Genomic DNA, 22,647 nt, shown 5'->3' with positions numbered 1-22,647 from the left:
CCGCCAACGTAGGCAAGGCCAGTTTCTTGACCGTATCCGGTTTGTTTCAGCGGTGTAACAGGTGGCCCGCCCCGTGGGCGGTCGCCGGCGGCTGTCTACGCTGGCGGGGTGAGTGAGCCCGCCCGCCCCCGGGAGACCGCGTCCTGGGGGCGCCGCATCCTGGCCCTCTTCGTGGACTGGATCGCCTGCACGCTGACGGTCTCGCTGTTCACCCCGGTGTACGGCGTGCAGAACCAGGCCGGCCAGTGGTGGGTGGTGCTGCTGTTCGTCGTCGAGAGCGCCCTGCTGACGGCGCTGTCCGGTGGCTCGTTCGGCCAGCTCGCCACCCGGCTGCGCGTGGTCCGCCACGACGGCAGCGGCCGTCCCGTGGGCCTCCTGCCGGCACTCGCGCGCCAGATCCTGGTCGCGGTGGTGATCCCGCCGCTGGTCTTCCGTCCGGACGGCCGCGGCCTGCACGACATGATGGCCGGCACGGAGACGGTCACCCTCGAGACGGCCAAGGGCGTCCCGGCCCGTCCCTGAGCAGCGGACCCGACCCGGCGGTGTCTCGGTCCCGCGCCGTCTCGGTCCAGCGCGGGGGATCGGCCGCTCAGCGGCCCCGCATGTTCTGGCGCATGCCCTTCATGCTGGTCGGGACCGGGCCCTTGGGCAGCGGCACGTTCGGACGGTTGGCGTCCAGCGCCCGCAGCCGGCCGAGGATGTCGGTCATCTCGCCGGGCTTGACCTGGCGCTTGAGCTTGCTGACGTGCTTGACCAGGCGGGGGAGCGGGACCTCGCCGTCGCCGTTGCCGCAGATGACCTCGTGCACGGGGACGTCGGAGACCACGCGCTCGTGCTTGCGGCGCTCGTTCGCCAGCAGCTGGCGGACCCGACCCTGGTTGCCCTCGCCGACCAGCACGATGCCGGGCGGGCCGACCACCCGGTGCACCACGTCCTGCTGCCTGGTGAACGCCACCACCGGGTCGGTCTGCCAGCCCCGGCGCAGCATGCGCAGCGCCGCGGCGGCGGCCCCCGGCTGGCCCTCCATCTGGCCGTACGCCGCCTTCTGGGCACGGCGGCCGAACACGATCATGGCGGCCAGCGCACCGAACAGCAGCGCGCCGACGATCGCGGCGACCACGCCCAGCACGCCCCGGCCGGGCAGCAGCCAGAACAGCACGAAGCCGATGACCGCGCCGAGCAGGAACGAGCCGCCGACCCAGGCGCCGAGCGCGGGGTCGCTGCGCTTGGCCATCCGGTAGGTCTCGACGAACTGCTTGCGCCGGCTCGTCTTCGCGGGGTCCGGGATCTGGGGGGCCTTGGCCATGGCGGTCTGCTGCCTTCTGGGGTCTGTCGCGGGTCGGTGTCGGAACGCGGTGTTGCGTGCGGTCAGGCGGGGGTGGTCTCCCGCGCCTCCATGGCCTGACGGTACAACCGGCCGGCCCGGTAGGACGAACGCACCAGCGGACCCGACATCACGCCGGAGAAGCCGATCTGCTCGGCCTCCGCGCTGAGCTCGACGAACTCCTCGGGCTTGACCCAGCGCTCCACCGGGTGGTGCCGCAGCGAGGGGCGGAGGTACTGGGTGATCGTGATCAGCTCACAGCCGGCCTCGTGCAGGTCGCGCAGCGCCTGGCTGACCTCCTCGCGGGTCTCGCCCATGCCGAGGATCAGGTTGGACTTGGTGACCAGGCCGAAGTCGCGGGCCTGGGTGATCACGTCCAGCGAGCGCTCGTAGCGGAAGCCCGGACGGATCCGCTTGAAGATCCGCGGCACGGTCTCGACGTTGTGGGCCAGCACCTCGGGGCGCGACTCGAACACCTCGCGCAGCAGGTCGGGCTTGCCGTTGAAGTCCGGGATCAGGTTCTCGACCCCGGTGTCGGGGTTCAGCTCGTGGATCGCGCGCACGGTCTCGGCGTACAGCCAGGCGCCGCCGTCCTCGAGGTCGTCGCGGGCCACCCCGGTGATGGTGGCGTAGCGCAGCTCCATCGACCGGACCGACTCGGCCACCCGGCGCGGCTCGTCGCGGTCCAGCGGCTGCGGCTTGCCGGTGTCGATCTGGCAGAAGTCGCAGCGCCGCGTGCACTGGTCGCCGCCGATGAGGAACGTCGCCTCCCGGTCCTCCCAACACTCGAAGATGTTGGGACAGCCGGCCTCCTGGCACACCGTGTGCAGCCCCTCGGACTTCACCAGGTTCTGCAGGTGCTTGTACTCCGGCCCCATCTTCGCCCGGGTCTTGATCCACTCGGGCTTGCGCTCGATCGGGGTCTCGCTGTTGCGGACCTCGAGGCGGAGGAGCTTGCGTCCTTCTGGGGCGGCAGGGGCGGTCGTCACGTCGCCCAACTGTACGCCGGGGCCGGGGGCCGCCCAATTCGGTCCGGACGACCGCGAGATACCTTTCACCCACCATGAAGACGACTCGTGCGCCGCGGCTGCTCGCCGCCTCCTCGCTGCTCCTCGTCGGCGTCCTCCTCGCCGGCTGCGACGACGGCTCCTCCTCGGACTCCAACGACGCGGCCGGCTCCGGCGACGCCACCGGCAACCCCACGAGCATGGCGGTGCCCTCCGGCGCCGCGAACCCGTTCTCGGCGACGTTCACCGGTCCCGAGCACGGCAAGCCCGGCCAGACGCTCACCGAGACGCTGACCAACACCGGCCGGCTCCCGGACTTCTACCAGGTGCTGATCGCCCCCGCCGACGCCGCGACCGTGAAGAACCCCGACCTCCACCTCTCGCCCGGGGAGAGCGCCAAGGTGCGCATCCAGGTGCGCAGCACGCCGTTCGACGTGCAGCTCAAGAGCGTCGGTGGCGGCAACCCCGAGGTCGTCGCCATGACGGTGCACTGACCGGGCCACCCACCCCGGTCGAACCCGGGTCGCCGGCTCAGCCGACGTCCCGGCGGCGGAACGAGATCGTCGAGGCGCCCACCGCGAGCAGCAGCGCGACCCCGTAGTAGCCGACCCCGGCCCGGGCCGGCAGCGCCACCTCCGGGTCGCAGCGCGAGCCCTCGACCGTCGCGCGGTCCTCCTGGACGCCCGTGAAGCAGGAGTCGGGCACGGGCCGGTAGTAGGTCGTCCCGTTCTTGACGATCGCGGCGACGTTCTTCTGCGGCTGCCAGTGCTCGCTGATGCCCAGCATCGCCACGAACAGGCCGCCGGCCACCGAGACCGCGAACAACACGCCGATCGTCGCCACCGTGCTGCGGAAGAGCGTGGTCAGCGCGAACCCGCCCAGCGCGGCGGCGGCCGCGAAGCCCGCGCCGCGCAGCCCGAAGGCGAGGGAGTCGACCAGCGCGCCGTCCTGCACGGGCAGCCCGCGCCCGGCCATCACGCCCCACACGCCCAGCCAGTACGCCGTGCTCACGACGGCCGCCGTCACCAGGGCCACCGCCGTGACCGCGACCGCCTTGGCCGCCCACACCCGGCCGCGACGTGGCTCGAAGAGCAGCTGGTTGCTCATCGAGCCGGTGTTCCAGTCGTGGCCGGCGAACGTGGTGCCCATCAGCAGCAGGAGCGCGGTGAGGACCGCGACCACGCCGACCCCGGTCCCGTTGGTGCGGTCCCCGGCCAGCGTCAGCTTGTCGCGGTGCAGCTGCCAGCCGACGATGGTGCGCTCACAGGCGCGCGCGGAGTGCTGGCGCGGCACGCCGTACCGGCGGGGGTGCGCCCGGCACTCGGCGATCTGGCCGGCGGCGTCGGTGCGGATCTGGGCGATGTCGGCCTGGGACAGCGGCCGGGTCGTCCACGCCCGGGCGGCGAAGATGACGGCCGGGACGGCGACGGCCAGCAGCAGCAGGAGCACCGCGGCCCGGCGCCAGCGGAGCCGGGTCAGCTCGACCCGCAGCAGGCGCGTCATCGGGTCCCCACCTCCGCCGGGGCCGCGGCCGTGCCGAGCCGGTCCTGCGCGGTCAGGTCGAGGAAGAACGCCTCGAGGTCGGCCCGGACCGGGCTCAGCTCGGAGAGCCAGATGCCGGCCTCGGCCAGCGCCCGTGTGATCGACTCGGGGCGATCGGTCTCCACCCGGAGCTGGCCGTCGCCCTCGGCCGTGGTCGAGAGCCCCGCGGCCGCGAGCACCCCGGCGGCCCGGGCCGGGTCGTCGGGCACCCGGACCCGGAACGCGGCGTCGCCGGCGAGCAGGTCGGCCACCGTGCCCGAGGCCAGCAGCCGTCCGTTGCCGATGATCGTGGCCGAGGTGCACACCTGTTGCACCTCGGCGAGGATGTGGGAGCTGAGTAGCACCGTGACCCCGCGCTCGCCGAGCGTGCGGATGGTGTCGCGGATCTCGCGGATCCCGGCGGGGTCCAGCCCGTTGGTGGGTTCGTCCAGGATCAGCAGGTCGGGGTCCTTGAGGAGCGTCGCCGCGATCGCCAGCCGCTGCTTCATGCCCAGGGAGAAGGACTTGTACCGGTCCCGCTCCCGACCGGTCAGGCCGACGGTCTCGACCGCGGCGTCGACCTGGTCGTCGCCGGCGCCGATCGTGCGGGCGAGCAGCAGCAGGTTCCGGCGGGCGGTGAGGTTGGGGGAGAACTTCGGGCTCTCGACGACCGCCCCGACCCGGCCGATCACCACCGGCAGCCGCCGGGGGACGGGTTCGCCGAACAGCCGCATCGAACCGCGGGTCGGCCGGGCCAGGCCGAGCAGCATCCGGATCGTGGTGGTCTTGCCCGACCCGTTGGGGCCCAGGAACCCGTGCACACCGCCCCGGGGCACCGCCAGGTCCAGGTCGGCCACGGCGACCCGCCGCGCGCCTCGCCTGGTGCGGAACTCCTTGCGGAGCCCCTCGGTCTCGATGACCAGCTCGCTCATCGGCGCGCCCTCCCCGTCGCGGGGCGGCCTCGGCGGCCGCCCCGGACCGCCGATCCTGACAGGTCCGGGGCCGGGCCGGAGGCGGGACGCGCCGTCGGGCGGCGGGTCGGGTGCTGGGGTCAGAGGTTGGGCTTGAGCAGCTCGATGCGCGGCGCGCGCCCGGGCTCGGGGCGCGGCTCGTAGTCCGGCGTCGCGGTGTAGGGACCCCAGGCGAGGTAGGTGTCGAGGTGCCGCTCCACGCTCGGCAGCACCTCCGCGACGGTGACGTCGCGGTCGAGCTCGCGGGTCAGCGAGGTCACGCCGGCATCGGAGATGCCGCACGGCACGAACCGGTCGTACCAGCCCAGGTCGACGTCGCAGTTGAGCGCGAAGCCGTGCATGGTGACCCCCCGGCTGACCCGGATGCCGAGCGCGGCGATCTTGCGTTCCGGGCCGCGCTCGTCGGCCTGCAACCAGACGCCGCTGCGACCGGGGACCCGCGCGGTGGTGACGCCGAGGTCGCGGCACACGGCGATCAGGGCCTCCTCGACCCGGCGTACGTAGTCGACGACCTTGACGTGGTCGGGGAGGACGACGATCGGGTAGCCGACCAGCTGGCCGGGACCGTGGAAGGTGATCTTCCCGCCGCGGTCGACGTCGATGACCTGGGCGCCGCCGGGGTCGGCGGGTCGCTCGTGGGGGTCGGTGCGCTTGCCGGCGGTGAAGACGGGCGGGTGCTCGAGCAGCAGCACGGTGTCGGGGTGCTGACCGTCGGCGACCGCGGCGTGCACGTCGCGCTGCAGGTCCCACGCGGCGAGGTAGTCGACCGCCTCGTCGCCGAGGCCCACGGTGCGGAAGGTCAGGTCGCTCACGGCGTCGACCCTACTCCCGCGCCTGTGGAGGACCGACGGCGGCGGAGCGCGGATCGGGGTAGGCAGGGACCATGGAGTCCACCGTGCGCCCGCCCCGGCTGCTGGTCGCGCTGCTCGCGGCCAGCGTCCTGGTGACGAGCGTCGTGCTCACGGTGGGCCTGGTCCGCGCCGGCGGCTCGCGGCCGGTGGCCGGGACCGTCGGGGGCAGGGCGGCGCCCCGGCCCGCCGGCTCGCTCCGGGACGCGGCGGTGGGCCCGGCGGTGGGCCCGGCGGCGGGCCCCGTGGCCGGCGGCGAGGCGGTGCCGGCCACGGCGGCGCTGCACGCGTGGGACCGGCGGCGGGCCCGGGCCTGGGCGCGGGGGGACGTCGCCGGGCTGCGCGCGCTCTACGTCGCGGGGTCGCGGGCGGGGGCGCACGACGCGGCGATGCTGCGGGCGTGGGTACGCCGGGGGCTGCGGGTGCGCGGGATGGAGACCCAGCTGCTGCGGGTGCGCGTGCGGGGGCACGCCGCCGACCGGCTGGCGCTCATGGTGACCGACCGGCTGACCGGCGCGGTCGCCGTCGGGGGCGGCCGGGGCGGGGCCTCGCCGTCACGCGGAGGGCCCGGGCCCCCACCGGCGCCGATGCCCCTGCCCGTCGACGCACCCTCGACCCGGAGGGTGGTGCTGGTGCGGCAGGCGGGGGCGTGGCGGGTGGCGTCGGTGCGGCCGTGGGGTCAGCCGGCCAGGTGACCCCAGCGGCCGACGAGGTCGGACCAATGGCCCGAGGCGGCGACCCGGCCCTCCACCAGCACCACCACCCGGTCGGCCTGGGCCAGCGCGGCGCGCTTGGAGGTCGCCCCGACCACGGTGACCCCCTGCGCGCGGAGCGCCGACCAGAGCTCGATCTCGGTGGCCGCGTCCAGCGCGGAGGACACGTCGTCGGCGAGCAGCAGCTCGGCCTGGCAGGCCAGGCCCCGGGCCAGGGCGAGGCGCTGCACCTGGCCTCCGGACAGGCGCACGCCGCGGTGCCCCACCAGCGCGTCGTGGCCGCCGGCCGACTCCACGTCGGGCGACATCCGGGCGGTCTCCAGGGCCGGGCCGATCGGCCGGTCGCCGTGGTCGAGCAGCACGTTGTCGGCGAACGTCCCCGACAGCACCCGCGGCACCTGGGCGACGTGGGCCACCCGTCCCGGACGCAGCTCGGCCTGCGGGTCCTGCACCGGCCGGTCGTTCCAACGGATCTCGCCGGTGGACGCGACCAGGCCCGCCAGCGCCGAGAGCAGGCTGGACTTGCCCGAGCCCACCTGCCCGAGCAGCAGCACCAGCTCCCGCGCCCCGATGGTCAGGTCGACGTCGCTGACCCCCACGGTCCCGTCGTCGTGGACGGCGGAGAGACCGACCAGCTCCAGGCTGTGCAGCGGGTCGCGCTCGGCCGGGCTCGGGAGGGGCGCCGTGCCGTGCACCAGGTCGACGTCGGCGGGCAGGTGCATCAGGTCCCCACCGCCGGCCAGCCGGCTGGTCGCCTGCATCCAGTGCCGGGTGCCGGGGGCCTCGGTGATGACCGAGCCGGCGACCCGGCCGAACCAGTCGAAGCCGTTGACCGCGCCGGCCACCAGCAGGGCCGTGGCCAGGCCCCAGCCGCCGGTGAGCAGCACCGCCCAGGCCGCGACCACCCCGCACTGCACCATCACGATCGGCACGCCGTCGAGCAGCGCCTGCACGCGGTGCTCGCGCACGGCGGCGTCGACCCGTCCGCCGTCCACCGCGCGCAGGTGCGCGTGGACGCTCGGCGTCGAGGCCGCCAGCTTGACCGTGCGCACCGAGTCCAGCGCGGAGACCAGGGAGCGGCCGAACCGCGCCCGCGCGGCCGCGGACGCCGCCGCGGAGCGGCCGGCGACCCGGCGGCCGAGGGACGAGGCCAGCGAGGAGGTCACCATGACGGCCAGCAGCACGCCGCCGGCGAGCAGGCTGTGGGCGACCAGCGCGGTCACCGCCACGATGGCCAGGCCGTTGAGGAAGTCGACCCAGCGGTCGGCGTACCTCGCCAGTCGGTCGGCGTCCATCGTGCGGGCGACCACCTCGCCGGGTGGCGTGCGGTCGAGCCGGTGCTGTGCGGTCTGGCCGGCGAGCACGCTGGTGCGGACCCGGAGCATGACCGAGATCCACCAGCGCGGGTAGCGACGGAACGCCTCGGCCACCAGCAGCGGCGAGACCATCAGCGAGACCACCAGGGCGGCGGTCAGCTCGACCGGGGTGCGGCCCGCCTGCAGCTCGGTGACCAGGTGGCCCCAGATCCAGCCGGTCACGGCCCCGAACGCGCCCGAGAGCGCCGCGGCGAGGAACAGCCCGATGCTGACCAGGCCCCAGCGCGGCTCGACGAGCAGGGCCGAGGTGGTGGCGCGGGCGAGGCCGGGCAGCGGCCGCAGCGGTGCCGCCGCCGGCGGCCGGCCGGTGCGACGCACGGTGCCGAGGTGGCTGCCGGCGGGCGGCGCCTCCGCCGCAGAGCCGGCGGGCGTCGCGGCCGGGGCGGCCACCGGCGTCGGGGCCGGCGGCGGGCTCGCCGCCGCTGCGGGCAGCGCCTGGTCCTCGGCGGCGGCCGTCAGCAGCTCGCGGAACGGACCGGGCTGCCGGGCGAGGCGGGAGCGCGGGCCGTGCTGGACGACCCGGCCGCCCTCGAGGACCGCGACCTGCTCGGCACGCTGGGTGGTCGACAACCGGTGGGCGACCAGCAGGCCGGTGCGTCCGGCGAGCAGGCGCTCCGCCGCGCGGACGACGTTCGCCTCGGTCACCGGGTCCATCCGCGCGGTCGCCTCGTCGAGGACCACGACCCGCACGTCCCGCACGAGCAGCCGGGCGAACGCGACCAGCTGCTCCTCGCCGGAGGACAGGCTGGTGCCCCCGGGGCCGAGGAGCGTGTCGAGGCCCTGGGGCAGACCGGCGACCCAGCCCTGCAGGCCGAGCTCGGCGACGGCGTCCTCGACCTGGGCGCGGGGCACCGGGCGGAACAGCGTGATGTTCTCGGCGAGCGTGCCCGCGAGGATCTCGGTGCGCTGGGTCACCACGCCGACGGCGGAACGGAGCAGCTGCAGGTCGAGGTCGAGGACGTCGACACCGCCGAGCAGCACCGTCCCGGGCTCCGGCTCCACGGCGCGGGAGACCAGCGAGGCCAGGGTCGACTTGCCCGACCCGGTCCGGCCCACCAGCGCGCAGGTGGTGCCGGCCGGCACGTGCAGGTCGACGTGCTGCAGGGCGAACCGGCCCTCCTCGTAGGCGAAGTGCAGGTCCTGGAACGAGACGTCGAGGGCGCCCGTCGGCAGCTCGCCGCCGCCGAGCGGCTCGCGCTCGGTGGCCAGCAGCGCGCGCAGCCGGATCACGGCCCCCAGGCCGGCCTGCAAGTCCGGCAGCTGGCGGGCGAGCTGGTCGACGCGGCCGACGAACATGGTCGTGACCAGGAACAGGGTGACCAGCGCGGAGGTGTCGAGACGGCCGTCGACCACCAGCACCACGCCGACCAGGGCGGTGGCGGCCAGCACGCCGTGCAGCATGGTGCCGGTGCGGCGGCCGATCCGGCTCTCCAGGCCGAGCACGATCGCGAAACGCTCGTGCACGGTGGCGGCGAGCTCGGTGCAGCGCCGGATCACGTGGGCCTGGCCGAGGCTGACGCGCAGGTCGTCGCGCGCCGCGACGCCCTCCTCCATGGCCGCGGCGTGGTCGGTCCAGGCCATCTCCTCCTCGACCTTGCGGGCCGACACCTGCGGCAGCAGCGGTCGGACGACGGCGAGCGCGCCGACGCCGGCGAGGGGGAACAGCACGAAGGCCGGCCACCAGGTCAGCCCGGCGACGATCCAGAGCGGACCCGAGCCCAGCACCGTGCGGATCGCCTGCCAGGCGCTCTGGCGCAGCAGGGTGCCCACCTCGTGGGTGTCGTCGTCGACCCGGTCGAGCACCTCGCCGACGGCCTGGTCGGTCAGCGTCGAGAGGGGCTGGTGCAGGGCGGCGTCGAGCAGGTCGGCCCGGAGCCGGCCCTCGGCCCGGTCGACGACGACGGCCCACAGCGTGCGGGCCGCGGTGTCGAGCACCGCGGCGCCGACGACCGCCGCCGCCAGCAGCCAGACCAGCGTGGCGGTCGCGTGCTCGGCGAGGCGACCGGCGACCACGGAGCCCAGCGCGGTGCCGACGGCGGCGACCGCGCAGGCCACCAGCGCCCAGAAGGCGACCGGACGACGCAACCGCCTCCAGTCGACGGTGTCGTCGAGCGGGGCGGCCGGGGGCAGGTCCCGCACGGGGCGCTGGGTGTCGAGCTGGGTCATCGTCATGGCCGACCCACGCTATGTCGGACCACCGACACTCGTCGCGCGATTTACCGCAGGCGCTGCCCGGCGCTGCCCGCCGCGGCGGTGGACTATCGGGCGGTGGACATTCCGGTGGCCAACCCCGTGGCCAGGATCGCCTCGACGTCGGGGTCCTGGAAGGCGAAGCCGCTCTCCTGCAGGGCCGCCGGACGGGCGTTGACCGAGTTCAGCAGCTCCGGGGCCATCCGGCCGGCGCCCAGGCGCAGCGCCGCCTTCGGCACGCCGGGCAACGAGATCCGGTGCACCGCACGGGCCAGCGCCCGGGAGAACTCGGCGTTGGTCGGCGGCTCCGGGCAGCACAGATTGAACGGCCCCTCGGCCCGGTCGTGCTCGGCGAGGTGCGCGACCGCGCCGACCCAGTCGCGCAGCGAGATCATCGGCATGTACTGGCCGCCGTCACCCAGTCGTGCGCCCAGGCCGGCCCGGAACAGCAGCCGCAGCGACCGCAGCGGCTCGCTGCGCCGGTCCATCACGGGGGAGGTGCGCAGTACGCAGACCCGGGCCCCCGCCTCGACCGCGGGAGTCGTCGCGGCCTGCCACTCGCGGGTCACCTCGGTGAGCAGCCCGTGGCCACGGCTGTCGGAGGCCTCGGTCAGCGGCCGGTCGCCGTGGTCGCCGTACCAGCTGATGCCGTTGCCGGCCAGGAACGCCGGCTCGCCCCCCGTCTCGGCGATCGTCCGGGCCAGCAGCTCGGTGGTGCGGACGCGGCTCTCCCGCAGCTCACGCGCCCACTTCTGCGAGTGCGGATTGCCGGCGGTGGGGGAGCCGGCGAGGTTGACCACCACGTCCGCGCCCGCCACCAGGTCGCGGTCGAGGGTGCCGGCGTACGGGTCCCACGTCGACTCGTCCTCGGCGGACGTCTCCCGCCGCACCAGCCGGGTGACCTGGTGGCCGCGGTTGCGCAGCTCGTCGGTGAGGTTGCTGCCCAGGAAGCCGGAGGCACCGGCGATCACGATCCGCATGCCGCCAGCCTGCCAGCCCGTTCAACGCCGCCCCCGCCGAGTCGGCGCTCGTTGACACGCAGGGGTGCGTCGAGTCGGCGCTGGTTGACACGCAGGCGTACGCCGAGTCGGCGCTCGTTGACGCGCAGGGGTGCGTCGAGTCGGCGCTGGTTGACGCGCAGGGGTACGCCGAGTCGGCGCTGGTTGACGCGCAGGGTGTCAACGAGCGCCGACTCGGCGTGTTTTCTTGGGCCTTCTCGCGCCGGACAGCAGTCGGCCCCCCACGAGCGAGCTCGTGGGGGGCCGACCGGCTGGTGCTCAGACCTCGAACTGGCCGGACTCCAGGCGCTGCTTGACGTCCTTGAGGAAGCGGCCCGCGTCCGCTCCGTCGACCAGCTGGTGGTCGTAGGACAGCGAGAGGTAGACCATGTAGCGCACCGCGATCGTCTCGCCGAGGTTCGGGTCGTCGATGACCACCGGACGCTTGACCACGGCACCGGGGCCGAGGATCGCGACCTGCGGCTTGTTGATGATCGGGGTGTCGAACAGGGCCCCGAAGCTGCCGAGGTTGGTGATCGTGAACGTGGCGCCGGACAGCTCGTCGGGACCGATCTTGTTGCTGCGGGTGCGTCCGGCGACGTCCGCGATCTTCTTCGCGAGCCCGGCGACGGACAGGTCACCGGCGTCCTTGATGACCGGGGTGAGCAGGCCCTTCTCGGTGTCCACCGCGATCGCGAGGTGCTCGCGGTCGAAGTAGGTGACCTCGCCGGCCTCGGTGTCGATGGTCGCGTTGAGCGCCGGGTGCACCTTGAGCGCGTCGATCGCCGCCTTGGCGAAGAACGGCAGGTAGGTCAGCTTCACGCCCTCGCGAGCCAGGAACTCCGCCTTCGCCGCATCACGCAGCCGCGCGATGTTGGTGACGTCGACCTCCATGACCTGGGTCAGCTGGGCCGAGGTCTGCAGCGACTCGACCATCCGGCTCGCGATGATCTTGCGCAGCCGCGACATCTTCTCGGTCTTGCCGCGCAGCGGCGAGGGCGCCGAGGACGGGGCGGAGGCGGCCGGGGCGGAGGCCGCCGGTGCGGCAGCCGGGGCCGCGGGTGCCGGGGCCTGGTTGGCCTTGGCCGCGTCGAGCACGTCCTGCTTGCGGATCCGGCCGCCGACACCGGTGCCGGTCACCGACGACAGGTCCACGTCGTGCTGCGAGGCGAGCTTGCGCACCAGCGGCGTGACGTACGTCGACGCGTCGCCCCGGTCGGTCTCCTGCGCGGCCGGCTGCTGGGCCGGCTGCTGGGGGGACTCCTGCTGGGCGGGGGTCTCGCGCGACGGCTCGGGCGCCTGCTCGGCGGCCGGAGCTGCCTGCTCGGGCTCCGCCGCCTTCGGGGCGGGCTCCGGCTCGGGCTCGGGCTCGGGCTCCGGCTCGGGCTCGGGCTGCTTCTCCTCGGCCGGGGCCGGGGCGGCGGAGGCGTCACCGATGATCGCCAGCTCGGCGCCCACCTCGACGGTCTCGTCCTCCTCGGCCTTGATCTCCAGCAGGGTGCCGGCGACCGGCGAGGGGATCTCGGTGTCGACCTTGTCGGTGGAGACCTCCAGCAGCGGCTCGTCGACGGCGACCTCGTCGCCGACCGACTTCAGCCAGCGGGTCACGGTGCCCTCGGTGACGGACTCGCCCAGCGCCGGGAGGGTGACCGAGGTGCCGGAGCCGCCCGAGGGCTTCGTGTCGGCGGAAGGCTTCTCGGCCTCCTCGGCGGCCGGTGCCGGGGCCTCGGCGGCCGCGGGCTCCTCTGCCTCGGCGACGTCCTCGGGCTCCTCCTGCTCGGCCTGCGGCGCCTCGTCGGCGGAGCCGTCCTGGTCACCGGAGCCGCCCGACTCGCCCTCGTCGCCGACCAGGGCCAGGACCGCGCCCACCTCGACGGTGTCGTCCTCCTTGGCCTTGATCTCCAGGAGGGTGCCGGCGATCGGCGAGGGGATCTCGGTGTCGACCTTGTCGGTCGACACCTCCAGCAGCGGCTCGTCCACCGCGACCGTGTCCCCGACCTCCTTCAACCAGCGGGTGACAGTGCCTTCGGTGACGGACTCTCCGAGTGCCGGCAGGTTGACTTCGGTGGCCATGGGCTTCCTTCGCTCGCGTCTTTTCGTGTGGAGTCGTGCAGAGTTCGTGCAGTTCGATCAGGAGTGGGCGTGCAGCGCCTTGCCGGCGAGGGCCAGGTGGGCCTCGCCGAGTGCTTCGTTCTGGGTCGGATGGGCGTGGACGAGCGGCGCCACGTCCTCGGCGTGGCCCTCCCAGTTGTAGATCAGCTGCGCCTCGCCGATGAGCTCACCGACGCGGTCGCCGACCAGGTGCACGCCCACGACCGGCCCGTCCTTGGCCCGGACCAGCTTGACGAAGCCCTGGGTCTTCAGGATCTGGCTCTTGCCGTTGCCGCCGAGGTCGTAGGTGACGGTCTCGATGCCGTCGGCGCCGTACTTCTCGGCGGCGGCGGCCTCGTCGAGCCCGACCGAGGCGATCTCGGGGGAGGAGTAGGTGACCCGCGGGATGCCCGTCTCGTCGATGGGCCGGGGGTCGAGGCCGGCGATGTCCTCGGCCACGAAGATGCCCTGCTGGAAGCCGCGGTGGGCGAGCTGCAGCCCCGGCACGATGTCGCCGACGGCGTACACGCCCTCGAGATTCGTGCGGCACCGCTCGTCGGTGAGGACGAACCCGCGCTCCATCGCGACGCCCTGCTCGTCGTAGCCGAGACCGTCGGTGCTCGGGCCGCGCCCGACCGCCACCAGCAGCAGGTCGGCCTCGAGCACGCTCTGCTCACCGCGGGCGTCTTCGACGGTGACGGCGACGCCGGTGTCGGTGACCTTCACGCTCTGGAACGGCGTGCCGGTGCGGAAGTCGATCTTGCGCTTGCGGAACGCACGCTCGAGCGCCTTCGAGGAGGCCTCGTCCTCGGCGGCGACCAGGCGGGGGAGCGCCTCGACGATCGTCACCTCGGCGCCGAAGCTCTTCCAGACGCTGGCGAACTCGCAGCCGATCACGCCACCGCCGAGCACGATCACCGACGAGGGCACGCGGTCCAGGCGCAGCGCGTGCTCGGAGGTGATCACCCGCTCGCCGTCCACCTCCAGGCCGGGCAGGCTCTTGGCGTAGGAGCCGGAGGCCAGCACCACGTGCTGCCCGGTGTACGTCGTGTCGCCGACGGTGACCTGCCTCGGGCCGGTCAGCCGCCCCTCGCCCTCGATCACCGTGATGCCGCGGCCCTTGACGAGGCCGGTGAGTCCCTTGAAGAGCCGGGAGACCACGCCGTCCTTGTAGGCGTTGACCCCCTCCATGTCGATGCCCTCGAGCGAGGCGCGCACGCCGAACTGCTCCGACTCGCGGGCGGAGTCCGCGACCTCGGCCGCATGCAGCAGCGCCTTGGTGGGGATGCACCCGACGTGCAGGCAGGTGCCGCCGAGGTTGCCCTTCTCGACCAGGCCGACCGTCAGGCCCAGCTGGGCCGCCCGTAGCGCGCAGGCGTAGCCGCCGGATCCCGCACCGAGGATGAGTACGTCGAAGTCGGCGTCGGCCACGCTGGTCCTTCCGAGGAGTCTGGTCTCGAGGTCGGTCGCCGGGTCGCGGCGGCTCGGTCGGGGCCATCTTTGCACTAACGACAACCGTGTCGACACCGGCCTCGACCGACTGGGCAGTAGCAGCAGGCACAATCGGAGGCATGGGATTGTTCGACCGCTTCCGCCTTGGCAGCCGTACCCGGATGAGCCGACCCGCCCGCGAAGCAGCCCGCACCGGCTCCACCCGGGTGCGGGCCGCCGACCGCGCCGACGAGCAGCACCTCCACGAATGGGTCACCGCCCGACGTGGGGTGGAAGGGTTCGTCGAACCCCGCACCGCGGTCAGCGACGTGACCCTGCTGCTCGTCGCCCATGACGGCGAGTGGACCCGCCGCCGGGTCCCCTCGGTGGACTGGGCGCACCGGTTCTGCAACAGCCACCAGGTGCCGTCGTACGACGCCGCGGTGGTGGGCATCCCGCAGCGGATGCGGGACTACAACCGCCGCAAGAAGCTCGGGCTCGACTGAACATCGTCCGCGGGGCGTCAACCTGCGCCGACTCGGCGTCGGCGGGGCGTCAACCTGCGCCGACTCGGCGGGTCAGCCGGCCAGTGTGCGGGCGTAGTCGACCAGGGTGGCGACCGCCGAGCCGGTGCCGCCGGGGGTGGTGTGGCCCCAGGCGCCGCCGCTGTTGAACGCCGGTCCGGCGATGTCGAGGTGCGCCCACGGCAGCCCGGCGGTGAACTCGCGCAGGAACGCCGCGGCGAACAGGCCGCCGCCCCAGCGGACCCAGTCGTGCTGGGCGACGTCGGCGATCTTGCTGCTCTTGATCCGCTCCTGCATCGACTCGGGGATCGGCATCGGCCACATCTCCTCGCCGGCGGTCTCGGCCGCGGCGAGCACGTCGTCAACGACCTCCTGCGAGCCCAGCACGCCGGCGACCCGGTCGCCGAGCGCGACGACCATGGCGCCGGTCAGCGTGGCGACGTCGATGATCACGTCGGGCTTCTGCTCGGTGGCGCGGACGATCGCGTCGGCGAGGACCAGGCGACCCTCGGCGTCGGTGTTGAGCACCTCGACGGTCTTGCCGCCGTACATCTTGAGCACGTCACCGGGCCGGGTCGCGGAGCCCGAGACCATGTTCTCGGCCATGGGGGCGTAGCAGGTGACCTTGACCGGCAGGCCGAGCTCGGCGATCGCGAACGTCGCCTGCACCACGGCCGCCGCGCCCGCCATGTCGCACTTCATCGTGTCCATGCTCTGCGCGGGCTTGATCGTCAGGCCGCCGGAGTCGAAGGTGATGCCCTTGCCGACGAGCGCGAGGTGCTTGGTCGCGCCCTTGGGCGCGTAGGTGAGCTCGACCAGCCGCGGCGGCGCGTCGGAGCCGGCGCCGACGCCCAGGATGCCGCCGCAGCCGAGCTCGGCGAGCTCGGCCTCCTCGATCACGCGGATGCCGACCTTGGGGGCGCCGCGGCCCTTGGTGAGCTCCTTGGTGGCCGCGGCGACGGCGTCCGCGAACTTCGGCGGGGTGAGGTCACCGGGCGGGGTGTTGACCCAGTCGCGGGTGCCGGCGACGGCCTTCGCCACGACCTGGGCCTGCTCGAAGGCGGTGACGACCGCGGACTTGCGCGCCTGGCCGGTCAGCAGCAGCACCTCGCCGGGCGCGTCGTCGTTCGCGTCGTTCTTGTACGACGTGTAGCGGTAGCCGCCCAGGATCCAGCCCTCGGTCACGGCGCGCACCGCCTCCGGGCCCTCGGCCGGGAGCGCGATCGCGGCGGTGGCGGCGTTGGTGACGGCCCGCGCGGCCGCGCCCGCCGCCCGGCGCACCGCCGGGTGGCTGGCCTCCTTGCCCAGGCCGACCAGCACCAGCAGCGGCGAGGTGAGCGTGTCGCCGGTGGGCACCTTGACGACCTCGCCGGCCTTGCCGGTCACGCCCAGCGTGGACAGCAGCGGGCGGAGCTTGCGGCCGTAGGCCTTGGCCACCTCCTCCCCACCCGGCGCCAGCGTGGCGCCCTTCGGGTCCTGGAGGACACCGACGACGACGACGTCGGCGCGGGTCTTGGCGGGGCTGGCATTGCGGAGGCTGTACGACGTCACCGGGGCAGGATAGCCACGCCGGGGAACCGGATGGCGGCTGCGGTAGGTTCCGGTGCATGTCCGACCAGCCGGCCACCACCGACCTGATCGCCTCGCCGCTGCACGAGCGGCACCTCGAGCTCGGCGCCAAGATGGCGCCCTTCGGGGGGTGGTCGATGCCCCTGGAGTACCCGACGGGCGTGGTCAAGGAGCACACGGCGGTCCGCGAGTCGGTCGGGATCTTCGACGTCAGCCACCTCGGCAAGGCCCTGGTCAGCGGGCCCGGCGCCGCGGCGTACGTCAACGCCACGCTGACCAACGACCTCGGCCGGATCGGTCCGGGCAAGGCCCAGTACACGCTGTGCTGCGACGACGCGACCGGCGGCATCGTCGACGACCTGATCGTCTACCTGCACGACGACGAGCGGGTGCTGCTGGTGCCCAACGCCGCCAACACCGCCGAGGTGGTGCGCCGGCTCGCCGCCCAGGCGCCCGAGGGCGTCACCGTCACCGACCAGCACCGCGACCACGCGGTCCTCGCGGTGCAGGGCACCCGGTCCGACGAGGTGCTGGCCGCGGTCGGGCTCCCGAGCGGGCACGAGTACATGTCGTTCGTGGAGGCGACCCTGCCCGACTGGGGCGGCGGCGCGACGGTCGTGGTGTGCCGGACCGGCTACACCGGCGAGCGCGGCTACGAGCTGGTCGCGCCGGCGGAGGTCGCCGTACCCCTGTGGGACGCGCTGCTCGCCGCCGGCGAGGACTTCGGGATGCTGCCCTGCGGCCTGGGCGCCCGCGACACGCTGCGCACCGAGATGGGCTACCCGCTGCACGGCCAGGACATCTCCCTCGACGTCACGCCCAGCCAGGGCCGGCTCGGCTGGGCCGTGGGCTGGGGCAAGGAGGCGTTCTGGGGCCGCGAGGTGCTCAAGGCGGAGAGGGAGCGCGGCCCCGAGCGGGTGCTGCGCGGACTCCTCGCCGTCGGTCGCGGCATCCCGCGGCCCGGCATGAGCGTGTCGCTGAGTCCCGACGTGCCGCTCTGCGAGGTCACCTCCGGCACCTTCTCGCCGACGCTGCGCAAGGGCATCGGCCTGGCGCTGGTGCCGTCGTTCGTGAACCCCGAGGCCGAGGTGGGCGTGGACGTCCGCGGCCGCCGCGAGATCTTCCGGCTCGTCAAGCCACCCTTCGTGGACCCGTCCGTTCGAGAGGCGTGACCTGTGGTGAACCTGCCCGACCAGCCCCCGACCTTCCGCTCTCCGGTGGTCTCCGACCGTCCGTGGTGGTGGCGCCTCGAGGACGCCGCCGGCACCGAGGTGGAGGTGCCCGAGGAGTACGCCGGCGAACGCTTCGCCAACCAGGCCGACGCCGAGTCGTGGGTGGGGGAGTACTGGTCCGACCTCGCCGCCGAGGGCGTCGACGCGGTGACGCTCTTCGAGCACGATCGCCAGGTCTACGGCCCCATGTCCCTCCACGCCTGACCGGATTCGACGCCTGACGGGCCCCCACGCCTGACGGGTCCCGCGTGTCCCGGGGGCATCCGGTTCCGGCCCGGCTACGAATGACCCCAGGGGACCGGCACGACGGGACGGGAACGGCGGGGCCATCAGCACTGGTCGTCCCCCGCCCGGACGGCGAAGGGTGGACGGATGCGGGAGGACGCGGACTTCACGGACTACGTGGAGGCACGCTGGCCGACCCTCGTGCGCACGCTGGTGCTGCTGGGTCGCACGCCCGCCGGGGCCTGCCGAGTCGCCGAGCGGTCCCTGGCCTCCTGCCAGCTGCGCTGGCGCACGATCCGCACCGCCGACGACATCGACGTGCGGGTCTACGGCGAGGCGTACGCCGAGCTGCTGGCCGCGCGACGCCGACCGGCTGCCGACATCGACGGGGCCGACGAGGCCGACGCCTCCGGTCCCCCCGAGGCCGCGGCCGCCGCACCGGCGGACGCCGTACTCGTGCTGGAGTCGCTGCTGGCGGCCCTGGACCGGTTGGCCGAGCCCGACCGCGTCGCCGTGGTGCTGCAGCACGGGGCCGGACTGGGCGCCGTGCAGGTGGCCGAGCTGCTCGAGGTCGACCCGTTCGAGGTCGAGCAGCGCGTCGACTCCGCGGTGACGGCCCTCGACGTCGAGGGCGTCCGGGGCGCGCCGAGGACCGTGTTGTCGTGGCGCCCCGGGCCCCAGGAGGCCGTCGACGAGGTGTTCGCGGTGGCGGGGAGCGCGATCGAGGTGCCGGTGCCTCCGCTCGCAGCCATCGAGGCGCGGGCCGGGGCGCACCGCCGGCGGCGTCGCCGCCGGGCGGCCGCGGCGGTGGCCGCGGTGCTGCTCGTGGCCGGCCTGGGGACGTACGTCGGCGCCCGTCCCGTCCCGGGGACGACGCCGACGCCGCCACGGGTCCTCGACCTGGACAACCCCGCGCCGGCCGCGTGGTGGGCCAACGGCGTGCTGCACCTGGCCGGCGTCTCGGTGCTGCTGCCGCGGGTCGAGGAGCTGGTGGACCTCGGCGGCGGCGCCGTCATCGGCGAGGAGGACGGCGCGGTCGTGCTGGTCTCGGCCACCGGCGAGCTGACCACGATCGGGCGCAAGATCCCCGGGGCGCCCCTCGCGGCGACCGCCGAGCACGGGCTGGTGGCCTGGGTGGACCCGGGCGACCAGCGGCCCCGGCTGGTGCTCTACGACATCGACCAGAAGCGGGTGCGCGCGGAGAAGGACCTGCAGTACCGCGGGCCCCGGTGGGGCGAGCTGGACGAGGGCAGCTACCCGATCGCCATCGATGGCGAGACCGTCTACTACGCCGACCAGTTCGGCGACTGGCGCTGGCGGCCGCCCTACCAGTCCGCCGACCCGGTCGACCACCGAGGACTCGTCGACGTGTCCTCGGCCGTGGTGCTGCGGCAGCTCGACCAGCGGACCCTCGACGTCGTGCAGCCGTTCTTCAGCGTCGACCACCAGCTGGAAGGTGCCGCCGGGGCCCAGCTGTCCCCGGGCGGGGAGTACGTGCTGACCCGGGTGCCCGGCGGCCCCGCGTTCGGTCCGGTGCGCATCTACGACGCCAGGTCGGGCGAGCGGCTGTGGACCGGGCTGCGGCCCGGGGACCAGGTGCTCGACGCGAGCCTCGGGCCGGAGGACGTGGTCACCTACGTCACCGCCCACCGGGCCGACCAGCCGGAAGCCGGCGAGTTCGTGCGGATGTCGTTCACCGGGCCCTACGAGCTGCGCGTCTGCCGGATCGGCGAGCGCACCTGCTTCCGCGTCACCCGGTTCCCGCACACCGGCGCCCTGCCCGTGCTGGCCCGCTGACCCGCTGACCGGCTGACCGGCTGACCCCGGAGCGGGGCGCCCCGCTAGCGTTGCCCGGCATGCGCCGCTTCAGCCAGGTCGACGTGTTCTCCGCCGAGCCGATGCTCGGCAACCCGGTCGCGGTCGTGCACGGCGCCGACGGCCTCAGCACGGAGGAGATGGCGCGCTTCGCCCGCTGGACCAACCTGTCCGAGACCACGTTCCTGCTGCCGCCGACCCGGCCGGGCGCCGACTACCGGCTGCGGATCTTCACCCCCGGTGGCGAGCTGCCGTTCGCGGGTCACCCGACGATCGGGAGCGCCCATGCCTGGCTGGAGGCCGGCGGGGTGCCGGCCTCCGAGGACGCGGTGGTGCAGGAGTGCGGGGCCGGGCTGGTGCAGCTGCGGCGGGAGGCCGCGGCCGGCGGTCGGCTGGCGTTCGCGGCGCCGCCGCTCGTGCGCTCCGGACCGGTCTCCGACGACCACCGCCGAGCCATCTGCCGGGCGCTGCGCCTCACCGACGCCGAGATCGTCGACACGGCCTGGGTCGACAACGGGCCGGGCTGGGTGGCGGTGCTGCTCGAGGACGCCGACGCGGTGCTGGCGGTGCGGCCGGACTACGCCGCGTTCGGTGATCTCGAGATCGGGTTGGTGGCCCCGTACCGCAAGGTCGGGGGGGTGGGGAGGTCCGAGGCGTCGGCCGCCGCCGATGTCGAGGTGCGTGCGTTCGTGCCGACGATGGGGATCGGTGAGGACCCGGTGACCGGCAGCTTCAACGCCGGCGTCGCCCAGTGGCTCGCCGGCGACCGGCTGCCCACGTCGTACGTCGCGGCGCAGGGCACCGTCCTCGGTCGCCGCGGCCGGGTGCACGTGTCGGTCGAGGACGGCGTCGTGTGGGTCGGCGGCGACGCGCGTACGACGGTCTCCGGCGAGGTCGACCTGTAGGCGTCGCTACCCGGCGTCCGGGGGCCAGCGCAGGCAGAAGGCCTCGTGGTGCACCGGCACCGTGGTCGAGCCGGCCTCCTCGCAGGCGCGGCGCACGACCGCGGCCGCCCGGTCGAGGGGCTGGTGGCGCTCGGCCGTGTCCAAGCGGGTCACGGCGGAACTGGTCGCCAGGTTCCCGGCGTACTGCTCGGGGGTGAGGTGCCAATTCCACGGGAACCCGGCCGTCTCGGTGAGGCCGGTCCTTCGTTCAATTGTTTGGAGATCGGCCGGCCTACTGGCCAGTAACCCCGGAAGTCCGAGCAATTGAACGGACACCCCGCGAACGACCGAGTTGCCTCGGTCCGGGCCCCGGACGGATGTCGGACCCCATGACCACCAGCGACCTGCCCGTCGGCATCGACTTCGGCGGCATCGAGGGGGTCCGCCCCGGCATCGAGGCCGATTGGCGAGCGGCCTTGCGCCGTACCGGTCCGCCGGTCAGAGCCCGGCACGTCCGCGCACGGCGGTAGGGTCGGCACCGTGCAGGCCTACCTCGACCTCCTCCGCCGCGTCCTCGACGAGGGAGTGAAGAAGAGCGACCGCACCGGGACGGGCACGCGCAGCGTCTTCGGTCACCAGATGCGCTTCGACCTCACCGAGGGCTTCCCGCTGGTCACGACCAAGAAGATCCACACCCGCTCGGTGTTCGCCGAGCTGCTGTGGTTCCTGCGCGGCGACACCAACGTGAAGTGGCTCCAGGAGCGCGGCGTCACGATCTGGGACGAGTGGGCCGACGCCGACGGGGAGCTCGGACCGGTCTACGGCTACCAGTGGCGCAGCTGGCCCACGCCGGACGGTCGCCAGGTCGACCAGATCGCGCAGGTCGTCGAGCAGATCCGTGGCAACCCCGACTCGCGCCGTCACATCGTCAGCGCCTGGAACGTCGCGGACATCCCGCAGATGGCGCTGGCGCCGTGCCACGCGCTCTTCCAGTTCTACGTCGCCCCGCAGACCGACGGTCCCGGGCGGCTGAGCTGCCAGCTCTACCAGCGCTCCGGCGACGTGTTCCTCGGCGTGCCGTTCAACATCGCCTCCTACGCCCTGCTCACTCACATGGTCGCCCAGGTCACCGGTCTCGAGGTCGGCGACTTCGTGCACACGCTCGGGGACGCCCACCTCTACCTCAACCACCTCGACCAGGCGCGGCTCCAGCTCACCCGCGACCCCCGCCCGCTGCCCACGCTGCGGCTCGACCCGGCGGTCACCGCGCTCGACGCGTTCGACCTCGAGCACATCACCGTCGAGGGCTACGACCCGCACCCCGGCATCAAGGCCCCCATTGCCGTCTGAGCAGCAGGTCACCAGCAAGAGGGTGGTGCTCGTCGCCGCGGTGGCCGAGAACGGCGTGATCGGCAACGGGCCTGACATCCCGTGGCGGATCCCCGGCGAGCAGGCGGAGTTCAAGGCGCTGACCCTCGGACACACCCTGGTCATGGGCCGCACGACGTACGAGTCGATCGGGCGCCCGCTGCCGGGACGGACCACGATCGTGCTCACCCGCGACCCCGCCTGGCGGGCCGAGGGGGTGCTGGTGGCCCACGACGTCGCCGACGCGCTCCGCCTCGCCGCCGAGCTCCCCGGCGAGGTGATGGTGGCCGGCGGGGCCGAGGTCTACGCCGCGGCGCTGCCGCACGCCGACGAGCAGGTGCTGACCGAGGTCCACCTGCGACCCGAGGGCGACGTCCGCTACCCCGACTTCGACCGCGGCGAGTGGGTCGAGACCCGCCGGGAGCCCGGCGAGGCCTACGACCGGGTGTGGCTGCGCCGACGCTGAAGGCCGACGCTGAGGGGCCGACGCTGAGGGCCGCCGGTGAGCGGCCGCCGGTGAGGGGCCGCCGGTGAGGGGCCGCTGGCGCGTCGGTGGCAGG

Annotated in this window: 21 protein-coding genes; 10 read left to right on the top strand and 11 right to left on the bottom strand. The window is 74.1% G+C overall.

Annotated elements, in window-relative coordinates:
* Positions 1-108 precede the first annotated feature (108 nt).
* Positions 109-522 carry an RDD family protein gene (locus tag BJZ21_RS11505; RefSeq protein WP_179663873.1) on the top strand — a complete coding sequence of 138 codons (414 nt, stop codon included), beginning with the start codon at positions 109-111 and terminating at the stop codon, positions 520-522.
* Between the two features lie 67 nt (positions 523-589).
* Here the strand turns inward: BJZ21_RS11505 and BJZ21_RS11500 are convergent, their stop codons facing one another.
* Together BJZ21_RS11500 and lipA are read right to left on the bottom strand one after the other, a co-directional pair.
* A complete protein-coding gene (locus tag BJZ21_RS11500; protein WP_179663872.1) occupies positions 590-1,306 on the bottom strand; it encodes a DUF4191 domain-containing protein in 717 nt (238 codons plus the stop codon).
* A gap of 62 nt (positions 1,307-1,368) precedes the next feature.
* Complete coding sequence (lipA, locus tag BJZ21_RS11495) at positions 1,369-2,313, bottom strand: lipoyl synthase (RefSeq protein WP_179663871.1); 945 nt, start codon at positions 2,311-2,313, stop codon at positions 1,369-1,371.
* A gap of 74 nt (positions 2,314-2,387) precedes the next feature.
* On the opposite strand from lipA, the gene BJZ21_RS11490 reads away from it, so the two are divergent.
* Positions 2,388-2,825, top strand: coding sequence for a hypothetical protein (locus BJZ21_RS11490; RefSeq protein ID WP_179663870.1), 438 nt, complete (start codon positions 2,388-2,390; stop codon positions 2,823-2,825).
* 37 nt (positions 2,826-2,862) lie between these two features.
* Here BJZ21_RS11490 and BJZ21_RS11485 read toward each other — a convergent pair whose 3' ends face one another.
* From BJZ21_RS11485 to lipB, 3 genes are all read right to left on the bottom strand, one after another.
* On the bottom strand, positions 2,863-3,834 hold the full coding sequence (locus BJZ21_RS11485; protein ID WP_179663869.1) for a hypothetical protein: 972 nt from the start codon (positions 3,832-3,834) through the stop codon (positions 2,863-2,865).
* Positions 3,831-4,784 carry an ABC transporter ATP-binding protein gene (locus BJZ21_RS11480; protein WP_179663868.1) on the bottom strand — a complete coding sequence of 318 codons (954 nt, stop codon included), beginning with the start codon at positions 4,782-4,784 and terminating at the stop codon, positions 3,831-3,833. Before BJZ21_RS11480 ends, BJZ21_RS11485 begins: the two co-directional genes overlap by 4 nt.
* A 119-nt stretch (positions 4,785-4,903) precedes the next feature.
* The gene (lipB, locus tag BJZ21_RS11475) at positions 4,904-5,635 is read right to left on the bottom strand and encodes a lipoyl(octanoyl) transferase LipB (RefSeq protein ID WP_343052105.1); all 732 of its coding nucleotides are present in this window, start codon (positions 5,633-5,635) and stop codon (positions 4,904-4,906) included.
* 71 nt (positions 5,636-5,706) lie between these two features.
* On the opposite strand from lipB, the gene BJZ21_RS11470 reads away from it, so the two are divergent.
* Positions 5,707-6,366 (top strand): hypothetical protein, encoded by a 660-nt coding sequence (locus BJZ21_RS11470; protein ID WP_179663867.1) that lies wholly within the window; start codon positions 5,707-5,709, stop codon positions 6,364-6,366.
* Here BJZ21_RS11470 and BJZ21_RS11465 read toward each other — a convergent pair.
* From BJZ21_RS11465 to lpdA, 4 genes are all read right to left on the bottom strand, one after another.
* The gene (locus BJZ21_RS11465) at positions 6,351-9,932 is read right to left on the bottom strand and encodes an ATP-binding cassette domain-containing protein (RefSeq protein WP_218851445.1); all 3,582 of its coding nucleotides are present in this window, start codon (positions 9,930-9,932) and stop codon (positions 6,351-6,353) included. The genes BJZ21_RS11470 and BJZ21_RS11465 overlap by 16 nt on opposite strands.
* A gap of 86 nt (positions 9,933-10,018) precedes the next feature.
* Positions 10,019-10,930, bottom strand: coding sequence for a TIGR01777 family oxidoreductase (locus tag BJZ21_RS11460; RefSeq protein WP_179663866.1), 912 nt, complete (start codon positions 10,928-10,930; stop codon positions 10,019-10,021).
* A 297-nt stretch (positions 10,931-11,227) separates the two neighbouring features.
* On the bottom strand, positions 11,228-13,021 hold the full coding sequence (gene sucB / locus BJZ21_RS11455) for a 2-oxoglutarate dehydrogenase, E2 component, dihydrolipoamide succinyltransferase (RefSeq protein ID WP_179663865.1): 1,794 nt from the start codon (positions 13,019-13,021) through the stop codon (positions 11,228-11,230).
* A 57-nt stretch (positions 13,022-13,078) separates the two neighbouring features.
* Positions 13,079-14,470 (bottom strand): dihydrolipoyl dehydrogenase, encoded by a 1,392-nt coding sequence (gene lpdA, locus BJZ21_RS11450; protein ID WP_179663864.1) that lies wholly within the window; start codon positions 14,468-14,470, stop codon positions 13,079-13,081.
* A 140-nt stretch (positions 14,471-14,610) separates the two neighbouring features.
* On the opposite strand from lpdA, the gene BJZ21_RS11445 reads away from it, so the two are divergent.
* The gene (locus BJZ21_RS11445; protein WP_246298493.1) at positions 14,611-14,976 is read left to right on the top strand and encodes a hypothetical protein; all 366 of its coding nucleotides are present in this window, start codon (positions 14,611-14,613) and stop codon (positions 14,974-14,976) included.
* 72 nt (positions 14,977-15,048) lie between these two features.
* Here the strand turns inward: BJZ21_RS11445 and BJZ21_RS11440 are convergent, their stop codons facing one another.
* A complete protein-coding gene (locus BJZ21_RS11440; RefSeq protein WP_179663863.1) occupies positions 15,049-16,545 on the bottom strand; it encodes a leucyl aminopeptidase in 1,497 nt (498 codons plus the stop codon).
* Between the two features lie 56 nt (positions 16,546-16,601).
* On the opposite strand from BJZ21_RS11440, the gene gcvT reads away from it, so the two are divergent.
* The 4 genes from gcvT (at position 16,602) to BJZ21_RS11420 (ending at position 20,740) form a co-directional block, all read left to right on the top strand.
* Positions 16,602-17,735 (top strand): glycine cleavage system aminomethyltransferase GcvT, encoded by a 1,134-nt coding sequence (gene gcvT / locus BJZ21_RS11435; RefSeq protein WP_179663862.1) that lies wholly within the window; start codon positions 16,602-16,604, stop codon positions 17,733-17,735.
* 3 nt (positions 17,736-17,738) lie between these two features.
* Positions 17,739-17,999 (top strand): hypothetical protein, encoded by a 261-nt coding sequence (locus BJZ21_RS11430; protein WP_343052104.1) that lies wholly within the window; start codon positions 17,739-17,741, stop codon positions 17,997-17,999.
* Positions 18,000-18,167: 168 nt separating this feature from the next.
* Positions 18,168-19,817, top strand: a complete 1,650-nt coding sequence (locus tag BJZ21_RS11425; protein ID WP_179663861.1) for a SigE family RNA polymerase sigma factor — start codon at positions 18,168-18,170, stop codon at positions 19,815-19,817.
* 59 nt (positions 19,818-19,876) lie between these two features.
* Positions 19,877-20,740 carry a PhzF family phenazine biosynthesis protein gene (locus BJZ21_RS11420; RefSeq protein ID WP_179663860.1) on the top strand — a complete coding sequence of 288 codons (864 nt, stop codon included), beginning with the start codon at positions 19,877-19,879 and terminating at the stop codon, positions 20,738-20,740.
* Between the two features lie 6 nt (positions 20,741-20,746).
* Here the strand turns inward: BJZ21_RS11420 and BJZ21_RS11415 are convergent, their stop codons facing one another.
* Positions 20,747-20,893 (bottom strand): hypothetical protein, encoded by a 147-nt coding sequence (locus tag BJZ21_RS11415; RefSeq protein ID WP_179663859.1) that lies wholly within the window; start codon positions 20,891-20,893, stop codon positions 20,747-20,749.
* A 366-nt stretch (positions 20,894-21,259) separates the two neighbouring features.
* Between BJZ21_RS11415 and BJZ21_RS11410 the strand changes: the two genes are divergently transcribed.
* Both BJZ21_RS11410 and BJZ21_RS11405 read left to right on the top strand, forming a co-directional pair.
* Positions 21,260-22,069 (top strand): thymidylate synthase, encoded by an 810-nt coding sequence (locus tag BJZ21_RS11410; RefSeq protein ID WP_179663858.1) that lies wholly within the window; start codon positions 21,260-21,262, stop codon positions 22,067-22,069.
* Positions 22,059-22,553 (top strand): dihydrofolate reductase, encoded by a 495-nt coding sequence (locus BJZ21_RS11405; protein WP_179663857.1) that lies wholly within the window; start codon positions 22,059-22,061, stop codon positions 22,551-22,553. Before BJZ21_RS11410 ends, BJZ21_RS11405 begins: the two co-directional genes overlap by 11 nt.
* The last annotated feature ends 94 nt before the right edge of the window (positions 22,554-22,647 follow it).

The sequence above is a fragment of the Nocardioides panaciterrulae genome (assembly GCF_013409645.1).
Taxonomy (GTDB): Bacteria; Actinomycetota; Actinomycetes; order Propionibacteriales; family Nocardioidaceae; genus Nocardioides; species Nocardioides panaciterrulae.
The sequence above is the reverse complement of the archived record's forward strand: the minus strand, read 5'-3'. Positions and strand labels throughout refer to the sequence as shown.